Annotated in this window: 15 protein-coding genes; 1 reads left to right on the plus strand and 14 read right to left on the minus strand. The window is 37.4% G+C overall.

The window, feature by feature from the left end; translation table 11 throughout:
• Window positions 1–23: 23 nt before the first annotated feature.
• The 5 genes from rsmA to metG all read right to left on the minus strand — a co-directional run bounded on the left by rsmA (window position 24) and on the right by metG (window position 5,871).
• The gene (gene rsmA / locus ACJ2A9_RS20850) at window positions 24–899 is read right to left on the minus strand and encodes a 16S rRNA (adenine(1518)-N(6)/adenine(1519)-N(6))-dimethyltransferase RsmA (RefSeq protein WP_441423626.1); all 876 of its coding nucleotides are present in this window, start codon (window positions 897–899) and stop codon (window positions 24–26) included.
• The gene (gene rnmV, locus ACJ2A9_RS20855) at window positions 892–1,452 is read right to left on the minus strand and encodes a ribonuclease M5 (RefSeq protein ID WP_441423627.1); all 561 of its coding nucleotides are present in this window, start codon (window positions 1,450–1,452) and stop codon (window positions 892–894) included. The genes rsmA and rnmV overlap by 8 nt, the downstream gene beginning before the upstream one ends.
• A 165-nt stretch (window positions 1,453–1,617) precedes the next feature.
• Window positions 1,618–2,817 carry a ubiquitin-like domain-containing protein gene (locus tag ACJ2A9_RS20860; RefSeq protein WP_441423628.1) on the minus strand — a complete coding sequence of 400 codons (1,200 nt, stop codon included), beginning with the start codon at window positions 2,815–2,817 and terminating at the stop codon, window positions 1,618–1,620.
• 230 nt (window positions 2,818–3,047) lie between these two features.
• Window positions 3,048–3,815, minus strand: coding sequence for a TatD family hydrolase (locus tag ACJ2A9_RS20865; protein WP_441423629.1), 768 nt, complete (start codon window positions 3,813–3,815; stop codon window positions 3,048–3,050).
• Window positions 3,816–3,915: 100 nt separating this feature from the next.
• Complete coding sequence (metG, locus tag ACJ2A9_RS20870) at window positions 3,916–5,871, minus strand: methionine--tRNA ligase (RefSeq protein WP_441423630.1); 1,956 nt, start codon at window positions 5,869–5,871, stop codon at window positions 3,916–3,918.
• Window positions 5,872–6,730: 859 nt separating this feature from the next.
• On the opposite strand from metG, the gene ACJ2A9_RS20875 reads away from it, so the two are divergent.
• Window positions 6,731–7,018 carry an AbrB/MazE/SpoVT family DNA-binding domain-containing protein gene (locus tag ACJ2A9_RS20875; RefSeq protein WP_441423631.1) on the plus strand — a complete coding sequence of 96 codons (288 nt, stop codon included), beginning with the start codon at window positions 6,731–6,733 and terminating at the stop codon, window positions 7,016–7,018.
• 111 nt (window positions 7,019–7,129) lie between these two features.
• Here the strand turns inward: ACJ2A9_RS20875 and rsmI are convergent, their stop codons facing one another.
• From rsmI to ACJ2A9_RS20920, 9 genes are all read right to left on the minus strand, one after another.
• Window positions 7,130–7,999 carry a 16S rRNA (cytidine(1402)-2'-O)-methyltransferase gene (rsmI, locus tag ACJ2A9_RS20880; RefSeq protein WP_441423632.1) on the minus strand — a complete coding sequence of 290 codons (870 nt, stop codon included), beginning with the start codon at window positions 7,997–7,999 and terminating at the stop codon, window positions 7,130–7,132.
• Window positions 8,000–8,058: 59 nt separating this feature from the next.
• Window positions 8,059–8,802: a tRNA1(Val) (adenine(37)-N6)-methyltransferase gene (locus ACJ2A9_RS20885; protein ID WP_441423633.1), complete on the minus strand. Its 744-nt coding sequence runs from the start codon at window positions 8,800–8,802 to the stop codon at window positions 8,059–8,061.
• A gap of 61 nt (window positions 8,803–8,863) precedes the next feature.
• Window positions 8,864–9,217 (minus strand): DNA replication initiation control protein YabA, encoded by a 354-nt coding sequence (gene yabA / locus ACJ2A9_RS20890; RefSeq protein WP_441423634.1) that lies wholly within the window; start codon window positions 9,215–9,217, stop codon window positions 8,864–8,866.
• 15 nt (window positions 9,218–9,232) lie between these two features.
• The gene (locus ACJ2A9_RS20895; protein ID WP_441423635.1) at window positions 9,233–10,060 is read right to left on the minus strand and encodes a PSP1 domain-containing protein; all 828 of its coding nucleotides are present in this window, start codon (window positions 10,058–10,060) and stop codon (window positions 9,233–9,235) included.
• Between the two features lie 5 nt (window positions 10,061–10,065).
• The gene (gene holB / locus ACJ2A9_RS20900) at window positions 10,066–11,055 is read right to left on the minus strand and encodes a DNA polymerase III subunit delta' (protein ID WP_441423636.1); all 990 of its coding nucleotides are present in this window, start codon (window positions 11,053–11,055) and stop codon (window positions 10,066–10,068) included.
• Window positions 11,056–11,083: 28 nt separating this feature from the next.
• A complete protein-coding gene (locus ACJ2A9_RS20905; RefSeq protein ID WP_441423637.1) occupies window positions 11,084–11,413 on the minus strand; it encodes a cyclic-di-AMP receptor in 330 nt (109 codons plus the stop codon).
• 21 nt (window positions 11,414–11,434) lie between these two features.
• The gene (tmk, locus tag ACJ2A9_RS20910; RefSeq protein WP_441423638.1) at window positions 11,435–12,085 is read right to left on the minus strand and encodes a dTMP kinase; all 651 of its coding nucleotides are present in this window, start codon (window positions 12,083–12,085) and stop codon (window positions 11,435–11,437) included.
• Window positions 12,086–12,122: 37 nt separating this feature from the next.
• A complete protein-coding gene (locus ACJ2A9_RS20915) occupies window positions 12,123–13,562 on the minus strand; it encodes an aminotransferase class I/II-fold pyridoxal phosphate-dependent enzyme (protein WP_441423639.1) in 1,440 nt (479 codons plus the stop codon).
• 427 nt (window positions 13,563–13,989) lie between these two features.
• Entirely contained in the window at window positions 13,990–14,187 is a 198-nt protein-coding gene (locus ACJ2A9_RS20920) for a sigma factor G inhibitor Gin (RefSeq protein WP_441423640.1), read from the minus strand.
• Between the last annotated feature and the right edge of the window lie 174 nt (window positions 14,188–14,361).

A 14,361-nucleotide genomic window follows, 5' to 3' on the forward strand; every position in this document is an offset into this window, starting at 1 on the left:
AAGGAAAAATCGGTGCTTACTAGCTATTTAAATCGTTTATATAGTTCCTCACTTAAACACGCAAATTCGTCCATTGAGAGCGTTTCTCCTCTTCGTGACGGGTCAATGTCTGCTTCTTGGAGCGCTTCTTCTATAAGGTCCTTTTGTTCTTTCGTTGCTAAATTGTTTCTCAAGTTATTTAAAATTGTCTTTCTTCTTTGTCCAAAGCTTGCACGTATCACCTCAAAGAAAAACGCCTCATCGACCACGTCTACTGCCGGTTTATCACGCAATGTTAATCGTAAAATTGCAGAGTCTACATTTGGTTGCGGAATAAAGACTGTTTTTGGCACCGTGAATACCGTCTCAGCTCTTGCATAGTACTGTGCAGCAATAGACAATGACCCATAGTCTTTTGTCCCTGGCTTTGCAGCGATCCGGTCTGCCACTTCTTTTTGAATCATTACGACAATTCCTCGTATTGGCAGCTTCTCTTCAAGTAGCTTCATTAGTATCGGCGTTGTTACATAATATGGTAAATTTGCAACTACATGTATATCCTGGTTTTCCCGAAATTCTTCTGCTATGACCTCTTTTACATTTGCTTTTAAGACATCTGAATGGATGACTTTAACATGTGGATATGGACTTAACGTATCCTTTAATATCGGTAGTAAACGTTGATCTATTTCAAAGGCAACAACCTTTTCTGCTCGTTTTGCCAGTTGCTCAGTTAAAGCGCCTATTCCGGGACCAATTTCAATCGCCCCGGATTCTGATGTAAGATTTGCACTATCAACGATGCGATTTAATATATTTGTATCAATTAAAAAATTTTGTCCGAGACTTTTTTTAAAGGAAAAATTATACTTCTCTAAAATAGCTCTTGTCCGTAGTGGGGTTGCAATATCTTTATTCATCCTTTTCCTCCTCTAATACTTGACTCATCGCCTCTGCAAATTCCTCTCTTGTTATTTTGAACATGAGCAGGCGATTATATAGCTGCTTCCCATTTGTATAGCCTATTTTTAATAATAACCCAAGCTTCTCCCGTCTTTCCTTGGCCCGGGATCCACCAATTAGCCCTGCCAGTATAAGATCCTGCCAAGGAATTTGTTCTGAGGGATTCTCCATCTCTTCTTTGACATTATTTAATGCTGCTCTAATTGCTTCTGGTGAAGCATTCTCAACCCCTAAATCATCGCCTTTCTTTGAAATGGCTTCTTTCTTTGGCAGAAAGGCATGTTTACACCCAGGAACTTTTTGACTAACAATATGGCGAATCCTTTCCCCTGGATAGTCTGGGTCAGTTAAAATAATAACTCCTCTTCGCTCCTGTGCTAAGCGAATACGTTCTATTACAGAGGCACCAATTGCAGACCCGTTCGTTTCAATTGTATCTGCATCAACAGCTCTCTTAATTGCTGTTGTATCGTCACGTCCCTCAACTACGATTATCTCCTTAATCTTCATAAAACCTCCAAATACAAAAAATGAATTATTTTTTCAAAAAGCTTGAAACTTATTGCTAGTATAAATCGTCTAATATGTAAATGCTACTTCGAAAACAGGAAAGAACATCGTAGTAAAAACATATACATAAGAAAAAGCACAGAGCGATGACTCTGTGCATTGAAACTAATCTAAAATTGTTACCTTTACGGATTTACGTCCCCAACTGCTGGCATCTGACTTGGTTGGGACATGAACATCGATTTTATTCCCTTTAATCGCACCGCCAGTATCCCCAGCAATGGCATTACCATAGCCTTCAACATGCACTCTCGTACCTAACGGGATCACATTTGGGTCTACTGCAACAACCTTTGCATTACGGTTATTATTCAGGTTAATTCCTGTTGCGGTAATTCCTGAACAACCAGAGCAATTCGCCGTATAAGCAGTCGCCGTCATTGTTAACACCTTGCCGCCACTTGGTGGAGGACTTGCACTACGTGAAACTGATTGTTGGACTCTTGTGCCGACTGCTACAACACGATCTTTACTTGCTTCCATTGTCTCTGTTTTCACAAGTTCTCTGGCAACTTCTTTACCATTTTCATAAATGACTTCATAATGCTTTGCAACACGCCCTTTTGTTCCAGGCTCGATGACACTTTCTTTTCCTTGTGCCAAAGAATTATCCTTTCTGGTGACTGTTGCAAAGTCAACTGATTCTTCCACTACATCGGTGACCTTTTCCACCCTTATAATGTTTACGATACTCTGATCTGTGATAGCTTCTTCTTTAGCAGGCTCAACACGATCAAGCTCTCCTAAAGTGATCTCTTCACTATCTAAAAGGTCAGCGACAGTAGTCGAAGTCGTCCACACTTCCTTTTCCTCCCCGTCTGTTTGGAGGGTAACTTGGAAGGCACGATTATACGTAATATTCATTTCATTTGTAACTTGTGTCGTAAGAGCAGGCTTAATTTCATCATATTCGCCTACCTCTATGTTCAGCTCTTCGATTAGTTCTTCAACTGTATCCGCTGTCGTCCAAGTATCGGTTGTTTCACCATTATTGGTAAAATATACTTGCTGTGCTTGTTTCCACTCTATTCTTAAATTATTTTTTACTGCTGTTTCTAAAGACGGTTCAACATAGTCATAGTTCCCTACAATGATGTCACGATCCATTAACAACTCTTCCACTGTTTTTGCATGGGATTTAATTTCTACTTCTTCTCCATGAGCAACCAGTGTTACCTTTGTTTTTGTCAGCTCATACGCTGCAAAACTAATAACTCCAAGGACAATTAACAGACTTGTAATGGACATGATCAGCTTTTTCCCAGTAAACAGATCGGAAAAAAGTCTTTTCATGTTCGGTTTCATAGTGTTTAACTCTCCCCTCTCAAGGTCGAAATTATACCTACTTCTTCTACACTTGTCAACTTTACTTGGCCTTGCCGGTAAATCATAATTCGTATTATCAACGATCTTGTTCAAAAAATAAACAAAAATTTATCGACAAGTCTACCTTATGTTCTAGTAGACAAATGTAGAACTTGTTAATTTCAAACATTGATTAGACAAGCCTATCGTCGAACCGACAAAGAAACATGTCACTTTATGTCAAATATTTTTTTGGCATTGTCGGTTGTTTTTTGTGCCAATTCTTCAAGTGAGATCCCTTTTAATTCAGCGATTTGTTCAGCGACCAGCTTCACATAAGCAGGTTCATTGCGCTTTCCACGGTATGGGTGTGGTGCTAAATACGGGCAATCGGTTTCAATTAAGAGTCGATCCATCGGAATTTCTTTCGCCACTTCTTTTGGTTTTTTTGCGTTTTTGAATGTCACTGGCCCTCCAAAGGAAATATAAAAGTTCATGTCCATACATTCCCTGGCAATTTCGATACTCCCGCCAAAACAGTGCATAATTCCGCCAACCTCATGTGCCCCTTCTTCTTTCAAAATCGTCACGATATCAAGGCTTGCATCTCGATTATGGATAACAATTGGCAGCTTAACCTTTTTCGCTAAACGGATCTGCTTTCGGAATACTTCTTTCTGAATTTCCTTTGGTGATTTATCCCAGTGGTAATCCAACCCCATTTCACCTAATCCGACAACTTTTGGGTGCGTAGCCAACTGTTCAATCCATTTTAAATCTTCTTCAGTAAAGTCGATCGCATCAACTGGGTGCCAGCCAACAACTGCATATATATCATCGTATTGCTCAACTAAAGCCATCGCTTTTTTGATTGTTTTTAGGTCAAACCCAACAACAACCATATTTGAAACCCCTTCATTACGGGCTCTTTCTATGACCTGCTCATAATCCTCATCGAATTGATCTGCATTTAAGTGGACATGTGTATCAAATAACATATTGATCTCCTTCCAACATTTACTTGTATCATTATTCAAAAATAATTTTTAATAAAAACAAGATTAACAGGCTGTTCCTCCCTGTTAATCTTGTGATATTTTACTTTACTTGCGAACCATTTGGTAAGTTTTGATCCACTGTAGCGAGTGTTAATTGATCATTATTTGATGCTGCCAAAATCATCCCTTGTGATAATTCACCGCGAAGCTTTATTGGTTTTAAATTTGTTACACAAATGACTTTTCTCCCAACTAAATCTTCTGGCTTATAATATTTTGCAATTCCGGAAACGACTTGTCTTTTCTCGTAGCCAAGGTCAAGCTGAATTTTTAGCAATTTGTTCGCTTTTTTCACTGGTTCAGCTGCAATAACCTGAGCGACGCGAAGATCCACTTTCATAAAATCATCAATCGTTATTTCATCAACATCAGGAGCTTCAATTTCTGGGACTTCTTCCTCAGCTGAAACGAGAGTTCCACCCATATCCGTGACAATCTGTTCAACCTCTTTTTCAACCTCAAGTCGCGGGAAAATTGGTTCGCCTTTTTGAACTTTTACTCCTGACGGAATTTTCCCAAACTGTTCCATACTTTCCCAAGCTGTTATTTCATTTGAAATCCCTAATTGCTGCCACATCTTTTTTGGTGTTTCTGTCATAAATGGTTGGATTAATATTGAGATATAACGTAACGATTCTGCTAAATGATACATAACAGAGCCTAATTGTTGAAGAGATTCCGGACTTTTAGCAAGAATCCAAGGTTGAGTTTCATCAATATATTTATTTGTTCGGCTCACAAGTTGCCATATTGCTGTTAAGGCTACAGAAAACTCCATATCCTCCATTGCATTTTCCACTTTTGTTACCGTTTCGTTAGTCAATTGGACAAGAGCCGCATCAAATTCGGTACCGTCTTTTGTATAAGCTGGAATATTTCCATCAAAATATTTGTTCACCATGGCAACAGTACGGTTTAATAAGTTCCCGAGGTCGTTCGCTAAGTCGAAATTCACTCTTTCAACAAAACTTTCTGGTGTAAATACACCGTCAGAACCAAAAGGAACTTCACGTAATAAATAGTAACGTAGTGCATCTAGCCCATAACGATCAATTAACGGTATCGGATCAACGACATTCCCTTTTGATTTGGACATTTTCCCGTCTTTCATGAGAAGCCAGCCATGACCAAATACTTTTTTTGGTAATGGTAAGTCAAGAGCCATTAACATAATCGGCCAATAAATCGTATGGAAACGAACGATTTCCTTGCCTACTAAATGGACATCAGCTGGCCAATATTTTTCATACTTTTCTTGATTATCAGTACCATAACCAAGTGCTGTAATATAGTTAGATAAAGCATCAATCCAAACATAGACAACATGCTTTGGATTATTTGGAACTTTCACTCCCCATTCAAACGATGTACGGGAAACAGCTAGATCATCAAGACCCGGCTTGATAAAATTATTAATCATTTCATTTTTTCGGGACTCTGGTTGAATAAATTCAGGATTTTCTTCATAATACTGAAGAAGTCTATCGGCATATTTACTCATTCGAAAGAAATAAGATTCCTCTCTTACTTTCTCAACGGGCCGGCCACAGTCTGGACAATTTCCTTCAGTCAATTGTCTTTCCGTAAAGAAGGATTCACAAGGAGTACAGTACATTCCTTCATATTCATCTAAGTAAATATCACCCTGTAAAACTAACTGATCAAAGATTTTTGCAACGATTTTCTTATGGCGATCTTCTGTTGTACGAATAAAATCATCATATGAAATATCAAGCCGTTTCCATAGTTCTTGAATTCCTGTTACGATCTCATCCACAAACTGCTGCGAGGTTACCCCTTTCTCGGCAGCTTTGCGTTCAATCTTTTGACCGTGTTCATCCGTGCCTGTTAAATACATAACGTCATAGCCTCGCAGACGCTTATAACGGGCCATTGCATCGCCAGCTACTGTTGTATAAGCATGTCCGATATGTAATTTATCGCTTGGATAATAAATTGGTGTCGTTAAATAAAAAGTTTTGTTTTGTTCTCCCATCATTTTTCCTCCTAATTATAAATTTACAAAATATAAAAAACCCTCATCCGCCAAGGGACGAGAGTTATCTCACGTGGTACCACCCAAATTCCCCTAGTTCTCACAAACATAGGGCTCAACAAGTCATTAAAATCAGTTAAAAGTTGAAAGTTGAAAGTTAATATACACCTTGAGGTACTCAAGAGGGTTTTAACTCTAAACTCTACACTCTAAACTCTACACTTTTAAAGTGACTTCTTCCATTAACGCTAGAACACGTTGCTCCCTTATTGAATTTCAACTCGAAAGCAAATCCTCTTTGGACCATCTTCCAAGGTTCAACCTATACCGGTTTTCAGCTTCCCCGGCTCTCTTTCATAGGATTCCACTTGTACTCATCCCTTCATCGGACTAGTATCAATTTACCTTTTCTTCCATCAAAATATACCTAAATTTATCGTTGACTGTCAAGGTACGCTCGACTTTTCAATATTTTGTAACAGATATTCCCTTACTTAGTTTAAATTATACAAGGTAAAAAATATTACGATTGTCGAAATATCGACATCAACTCGGTAAAATTCGATATTTTTGTCGAATTATCTTCACGGAAAAATGCCCTTAATGGTGCTTTTTTCGTTTCAGTTATAGAAATTCGAACGAATAAATGTGTAAATTTATGGAACAATGACTCCCCTTTTTTTATTAGAAACGTTGATAATAAGGGGTTTAATAAAATTAATAAGGGGAAATCTATTTGTTTTTTCTAAATAATTGAATTGACTTCTTTTGGAAATGCTGGTATTCTTAGTTTACAAAGATTTTGTCGAAAAATGACATAAAAAATAAATAGTTGTAAGCTGAGAGGAGAAAATTATTTATGAAATCTACAGGTATTGTTCGTAAAGTTGATGAATTAGGTCGTGTTGTTATTCCAATTGAGCTACGTCGTACACTTGATATTGCTGAAAAAGATGCACTAGAAATTTATGTTGATAACGACCGTATTATTTTAAAGAAATACAAGCCTAATATGACTTGTCAAATTACTGGTGAAGTTTCTGATGAGAACCTTGCTTTAGCAGGCGGGAAAATTATTTTAAGCCCACAAGGTGCTCAAGAGTTAATTAACGAACTTCAAGGTTATCTACAAAAAGTTAGTAAATAAATTTGCGAGAAGTGTAAGCGCTTTTGCTTTAATTTATTGCTTTTCCCTTCTCAGCTATAATCGGTGGAAGAAAAAGACTTTGTCAATGTATGGACAAAGTCTTTTTCTTTCTTATTCTGAATGATAGACCGCATAGACTTCTCTTTTTGGTACGTTTCGGTCTTTAGCTGCTTGTTTTATTGCATCTTTGCTCGTCATTTTCAGGGAAATATAGTGATTCACATGCTGCATCACAGTTAATTCTGCCCACCAGTCCTCTTCCTGTCCCTCACCTTCCATTGCTCCATCTACAACAAGACAAAACTCACCACGCACCTCATTTGTTTCACTCCATTGAAGAAGTTCTTCAATCGTTCCACGAATGAACTCTTCATATTTCTTTGATAACTCCCGGGTAACAGAGATATGTCGATTTCCTAAAACCTCTAATAACGTCTTTAATGTTTCTTTTAAGCGATGAGGAGCTTCATAAAAGATGATTGGAACTGGAATAAGCTTAATTCCTTCTAATTGCTGTACCTTTTGTTTTTTTTGACGGTTAAGAAATCCAAAAAAATAAAACCGTTCTGAGTTAAGTCCTGATGCCACTAAAGAAGGAAGTGCTGCATTTGCCCCCGGTAACGGAATAACAGCGATTTGTTCAGCTATTGCTGCTACTACTAGCTCATAGCCTGGATCTGATATGGCAGGCATCCCAGCATCACTGACAAGTGCTATATTCATCCCATCCTTAAGCTGTTCGATTAGATGATAGCCGCTTTTTTCTTTATTATGTTCGTGATAGCTGACCAGCTTTGTATCAATTTCAAAATGGTTACATAGCTTTTTCGTTTGCCTTGTATCTTCTGCCGCTATAAGATCAACTTCCTTTAGCATTCGGACTGCACGGTAGGTAATATCTTCTAAATTACCTACAGGTGTAGGGACGAGGTATAAAGCACCCGTTTCACCTTCGCTGCTATAGCTCTTCTGTTGCCACATAAGAAATCCTCTCTTCTGCAATTAATTGCTCTTTTTATTTCCGTTTTAGCTGTTTAATTTTATATTCGTCCATAGTAAATGTCGCTAAACTCCTTTGTATATTCATTATTCTCATTATAGACAAAAATCGGGGGTAACACCTTTATATCCTGTTTTCCATCCTTCATTCCTTCAATAAGAATCATATTGGCATCCTTATCTTTTTTCGGATGAACAAACTGAATCCGCTTCGGCTCAATTCGATATTTTCTCATTAATGTAATGATATCAGTTAATCGTCCTGGGCGATGAACAAGTGCCACTTTGCCCTTTTGCTTCACGAGTTGACTACTAACTTTAATAACATCATCCAATGTACAATAGATTTCATGTCTGGCAATTGCATAATGTTCATTACGATTTAACTCATCTTCACTTATCGTATTAAAATAAGGAGGATTACATGTAACAACATCAAATTGGCCATGTTCTATTCTTTTTGGAAGCTCCTTAATGTCTGCATTTATCATTTGTATTTGCTGTTCGAGGTGATTCACTTGTACACTTCGAACTGCCATATCGTAAAGTCGTTCTTGAATTTCAACACCAAGAATATGTGCTTTAGTCCGCTTGGTTAAAGCTATCGGAATGACACCATTGCCTGTACATAAATCAACAATCTTTCCTTTTTGGATTGGAACGTAGGCAAATGCAGCTAAAAGGATGGCATCGATCGAAAAAGAAAACACTTGCTGACTTTGTACAATTTTCAAATCTTCATGTAATAAATAATCTAATCGTTCACCTTCATTTAAAGTTACCATCACTATTTCCTCACTATTTTTATAAGTATAAAAAAAGTCTCTCCGTTATGGAAAGACAAAATTACTTTTTATTTAAAAAAGATAAACAAAAGAGACAATCGCCTTCTTTTCGAATACTTCCATAATGCAGGTTACAAATATGAAAACCTTCCTGATACAACCTCGCTAAATTATCATATCCTTCACCAACATCAGGCTTTCCTTTTTTCTTCTTTGTTTCAGGCTTTGTTTTCTTTTGAGGCCTGTCATTGGCTTCTTCTAATCGCTTTCGGAGATGATTATTTTCCATGATTAGCTGCTGATTTTCTTCCAACAGAAGACCTAACTGCTCTTTTAATTCTCCTAATTCATGATGTAGGCCGCCAATCTTTTCCTCTATATGACTTACTCGGGAAAAAATTTCTTTTTTCTCCACGTTACCTCCACCTCATTACTTTGTGGCTTGAGCGGAAACTGTACCATACTCAATTAACTCATCTAAACTAAAAACAAGAACTCGCTCTTGTTCATAAACCTCAACTTGAACCATTTGTTCTAAAATATTAAGACCAACAACGCGTCCTTTACCATGAGGAGTTTCAATTTCCCTCCCGATATCCGGTAACTCTCTTTTCGCTGATTCATAGCTGTCATTTTCGTATTTTAAACAACACATTAAACGACCGCATAGTCCAGATATTTTTGCAGGATTTAATGATAAACTCTGATCCTTTGCCATTTTAATAGAAACAGGCTCAAAATCACCTAAAAATGAAGAACAACAAAGAACTCTGCCACAAGGACCAATTCCACCTAGCATTTTTGCTTCATCACGGACACCAATTTGTCTAAGCTCAATTCTTGTCCGAAATATTGCTGCTAAGTCCTTTACTAGTTCGCGGAAATCGATCCTGCCATCAGCAGTAAAATAGAACAGTACTTTGTTACGGTCAAATGTATATTCAACATCAACAAGCTTCATATCTAGGTTATGTTCACTGATTTTCTCGATACACGTTTCGAATGCCTTTTTAGCGGCAGCTTTATTTTCTTCAACTGTAAGCTTGTCCTTACTGTTCGCAATGCGTAGTACGCGTTTTAATGGAAGAACAACATCCTTTTCCCCTACTTGCTTTCTTCCAATAACAACTTTACCAAATTCGATCCCTCTTGCAGTCTCTACGATCACAAATTCACCCTTTGAGACTTCTAAATCTACTGGATCAAAATAATATATTTTCCCCGCCTTTTTAAAACGGACACCAACTACATGATGCACAATGATTATCCCTCCTGTAATCTAAGCAGCAGCTGTTCCATCAATAGCTGTGGATTAACATTTGCACTTAGACGTCTTTTTGCTTCAAGAATAGCCATCATCTGTTCACTAACCATCCTTTGTGAGCTGTAGAGAGCATGACTTTCTAATTTATCTTTTTGATCAATATAGACAAGTTGATCATTATCTTCTAAGTGCGAAAACAATACGTCTCTATACCATAGAAGTAATAGATCTAAACCGAGATCCAGTTGTTTCTTCTCTTTAAAATGGACAAGCCATTGATCTTGCAAAGATAATAAAACTTGATGTGGTCTAGACTTTACTTCCTCAGCTAATTGTATCACTATATTTCGTGCTTGTGCAAACCAGTCATCACTGCAAATTTCCCTTGCAGTTTCTAAATCTGTTGTTATTTCAGCAACAAGCCTTGCTAAAGGAGCAGAAATTCCATCACTTACTAGTTGGTCCGCTATATCTTTTGTTGTTAATGGGACAAATGAGAGTACTTGGCACCTGGATAAAATTGTTTTTAACATTCGTTGTGCCTGTTCAGTCAATAAAATTGCGATTGTCTTCCCGTCCGGTTCTTCCAAAAATTTTAATAGACTGTTGGCAGCTTGTACAGTCATAGAATCAGCATGCTCAATAATATAAGCCTTTTTATTTCTTGATTCAACTCCGCGATATGAAAACTCTTTTTGAATGTGACGAATTTGATCAATTTTAATAGATTGACCTTCAGGAGAAATAATATGCACATCTGGGTGATTGCCTGAATCAATTCGTTTACAATCAACACAATCACCACAGGGCTCAAATTTGCTTCTTTCTTTACAAAAGAAGCTCTTCGCTAACTGAATCGCAATCGCCTTCTTCCCAGTCCCCATGCTTCCTTCAAACAAGTATGCATGTGATAGGCGATCTTTTTCTATTCCATTCTTTAATATTTTAACGATTTTCCTTTGTTTCGTTTCTAACTGTGTCCAATTCATTTTCTTCAACACCATCTATTATTTTTCATTAAAATTGTTCAAACTGTTCTACAGGGACAACAAAGACTGTAGCACCGCCTACTTGTACTTCTACAGGGTATGGAACATAGGAATCTGCATTTCCTCCCATAGGCGAAATTGGGGCTAATAACTGGTCCCTACTTTGACAATGGTCTTTAATAATACTTAGGACAGTCGCAACATTTTCCTCTTCCGTCCCAATCATAAATGTTGTATTTCCCGACTTTAAAAAGCCACCTGTACTAGCCAGCTTTGTTGCACGAAAGTTCTTTTTCACAAGTGCATTCATTAAACGGTTACTGTCTTTATCTTGCACAACGGCTATAATTAACTTCATGTTAACCCCCTAGTAACATTTTTATTGGTTGTGTTTTCTAAACAGTAATGTGAAGTCTGATTTTATCAATGAAAATAACGAGTCAATCGACTGATTTCCATCAACTAAACATATACGAGACTGCTCTTTGTTGTATATCTCATGAAAACCTTGGCGGACTGCCTCATGATAGGATTGCTTTTTTTGTTCAATCCGGTCTAAATCAACTGAGAATTCTTGACCTTGACGAGCTATCAGCCTGCGTCTACTTTCCTCTACTGGAAGATCAATCATATAGCTCCGATCAGGAACTAAACCGCCTGTAGCAAACTCATTAATGGCTTTCACTTGATCGATGGAGATTCCTAATCCATACCCTTGATAAGCAACACTGGCATCAACAAAACGATCACATAAAACGATTTTTCCTTCTGCTAATGCTGGCATAATTTTTTCCCTGACATGCTGTGCTCGGGATGCCGCATAAAGAAGTACCTCTGTTTCATTAATCATTTCCTGATGTTCAGGATCTAGTAGAATGGCTCTAATTTTGTCACTTATCACTGTTCCACCAGGTTCACGTGTCTGTATATATTTAATATTCATTTCTGTAAGATATTGTGCTAGTTTTTTTATTTGTGTAGATTTTCCTGATCCATCTGGTCCTTCAAATGTAATAAATAATCCCTTCAAAAAATCCTACCCCTAATCTATAGTAAAATTTTCATGTTCAATTGAACACTTTCATTCCTTCTTCCAGAAACAACTGTCCTCCTTGAAAGCGAGCTCCTGTTTTTACAAGTGTTTCAATTTGACTTACTTCTTCATGACTTACTTGCTCTCCTGCTATTATTAAAGGAATTCCTGGTGGATATGGAATAATATCCTCAGCTGCAATTTTCCCGATAGCCTCTTTAAGTGGCACCTTTGTTACAGATAAGCTCGTCATGTCGCTATACGAAAGCGCTAATTCCTTAATTTTTTTCGAATTGTTTGAAATTTTCACGTTCAATCTATTTACAGGTTCGAATTTTTGTAATACATGTTCTATTTTTGCTATCGTCTGCTCATTTTTTATTGCTGTATGTGCTAATGGCATAACAAAGAGGACATTATACGGATCAGCTAATTCTGTATAAATCCCCACACCATTTAACAATTTCTGTAGTTCAAAACCTGATAATGAACACTGTGACTGAATGGTTATTTTTAATGGATCGAGAATGTAAGACCCTTTCACAGCTTGGACAACACTAATTTGCGGAATCCGCTCCAATTGATTACGAAAAAAATTGATTTCATTGATGATCATGTTAACATCCTGTTTAGAAAGCTGCGCTAGATAATAACGTGCCAAATCCAACGATGCCATTAGCGGATAAGAAGGACTACTCGATTGTAGTACCTGTAAATAATAGCGTATTTTCTCTTTATCCACTAAATAACTATTAAAATGAAGATAAGAAGCCATCGTCATTGCCGGTAATGTTTTATGTGCGGAATGGATAACGATATCTGCACCATTAGCTATTGCAGATTTTGGGAAACCTGATCCAATCCCAAAATGTGCACCATGTGCTTCATCAACAAGCACAGGGATGTTATATTGATGAGCAATTTCAATCATTTCTTTTATAGCGATTGTCATCCCATAATAATTAGGATTTGTTAAAAGCAACGCCTTTGAATGTGGATATTTCTCAATTGCTTCCTTTACCGTTTCAACCGATAAACCGATGGCAACCTTAGCTGCATCATCTACAGTCGGATTTAAAAATACTGGATTTACTTTCGCTAATTTAAGTCCATTGATGACTGATTTATGGCAATTGCGTTGAACTAAAACCGTATCCCCAACATTACAAACAGCCAATATCATAGCTAGATTACCTACTGTTGACCCGCCAACGAGAAAAAAACTAGCTAATGTACTATAATAGCTTGAAACTAATTGCTGAGCCTCACTAATAGGTCCAGTAGGATCATGGAGGTCATCAAGCCCTTCAATTTCCGTAACATCAATCGCTAGCAAATTTTCAAATAAACCCCTGCCAATGCTAGGAAAAACGGTCCCATTTTTATGACCGGGAACATGAAAAGATGTTGGTGTTTTTTCTAAGTATTTTCTTAATACGTCATATAATGGTGTTCGTTGTTGCTCATTGCTCATTTTGATTTGCTTTCCCTTCAATTATCAACTTACTAACTATAATCTTATGTTTCTTTTTCAAGAAATGCAATTGCTTCTTAAGAAAAGCGAAAGCGCCTTGATCAGTCTGCCCACTGCTTGTATTACTTCGGTGCTGGCATGCGACGAGTAATCGTAGGAGCAGATACCGTGCTCCTGTGTCTACAAGAAATGCTTCGTAGCGAAAATTCCTCGTCGCAAAGCTGCAAGGGAGCTTCGAAAGCAGTAGCTTCACTGGAGGGCCGACAATAAGAGTCCCGTCTTTAGGACACGTTTAACAGACCGAAGTGACCTCGAGCGGCTAGGCGCTGAAGCTAGACATCTGCGAATTTTTTATGCTTTTTATCTTCAAATGAAAAAACACAAATCCATTCCAAGGATTTGTGTTCCCATCTAATCTAATAGACTATTAAATCGAAGTTGATAGTTTAATTTTACGTAGTTGTTTTAAATAAAATTGATAATTTGGATCATCCGTTTCTGTTTTAACGATATCCCGTTCACAGTCTTCGCAAATTGAATGACCAAATAAATGGATACTTGGTTCCTTTAATTCCTCACAAATCAAACAGAGTTCCCCATTCGTCCTTTCATTAACTATTCCCACCAGTTCCACCTCCAGTATCCAGTTGTTCCCAGAGATTAAGGAAGCTATACATTTATTTATAATTTTTTAAATATTATTGATTCAATTATTTAACTATATGTTCCAACATTCTTGACCGTGTATGTCTGTATGAAAAAAAACAAAAAACACACCCAATTGGATGTGTTTTTCTTT

The sequence above is a fragment of the Anaerobacillus sp. MEB173 genome (assembly GCF_052119505.1).
Lineage (GTDB): Bacteria > Bacillota > Bacilli > Bacillales > JBJMAU01 > JBJMAU01.

Coding starts and splice junctions, on each gene's coding strand:
- rsmA (WP_441423626.1), bottom strand. CDS start 899: ATGAATAAAGATATTGCAACCCCACTACGGACAAGAGCTATTTTAGAG.
- rnmV (WP_441423627.1), bottom strand. CDS start 1,452: ATGAAGATTAAGGAGATAATCGTAGTTGAGGGACGTGACGATACAACA.
- ACJ2A9_RS20860 (WP_441423628.1), bottom strand. CDS start 2,817: ATGAAACCGAACATGAAAAGACTTTTTTCCGATCTGTTTACTGGGAAA.
- ACJ2A9_RS20865 (WP_441423629.1), bottom strand. CDS start 3,815: ATGTTATTTGATACACATGTCCACTTAAATGCAGATCAATTCGATGAG.
- metG (WP_441423630.1), bottom strand. CDS start 5,871: ATGGGAGAACAAAACAAAACTTTTTATTTAACGACACCAATTTATTAT.
- ACJ2A9_RS20875 (WP_441423631.1), top strand. CDS start 6,731: ATGAAATCTACAGGTATTGTTCGTAAAGTTGATGAATTAGGTCGTGTT.
- rsmI (WP_441423632.1), bottom strand. CDS start 7,999: ATGTGGCAACAGAAGAGCTATAGCAGCGAAGGTGAAACGGGTGCTTTA.
- ACJ2A9_RS20885 (WP_441423633.1), bottom strand. CDS start 8,802: ATGGTAACTTTAAATGAAGGTGAACGATTAGATTATTTATTACATGAA.
- holB (WP_441423636.1), bottom strand. CDS start 11,055: ATGAATTGGACACAGTTAGAAACGAAACAAAGGAAAATCGTTAAAATA.
- ACJ2A9_RS20905 (WP_441423637.1), bottom strand. CDS start 11,413: ATGAAGTTAATTATAGCCGTTGTGCAAGATAAAGACAGTAACCGTTTA.
- ACJ2A9_RS20915 (WP_441423639.1), bottom strand. CDS start 13,562: ATGAGCAATGAGCAACAACGAACACCATTATATGACGTATTAAGAAAA.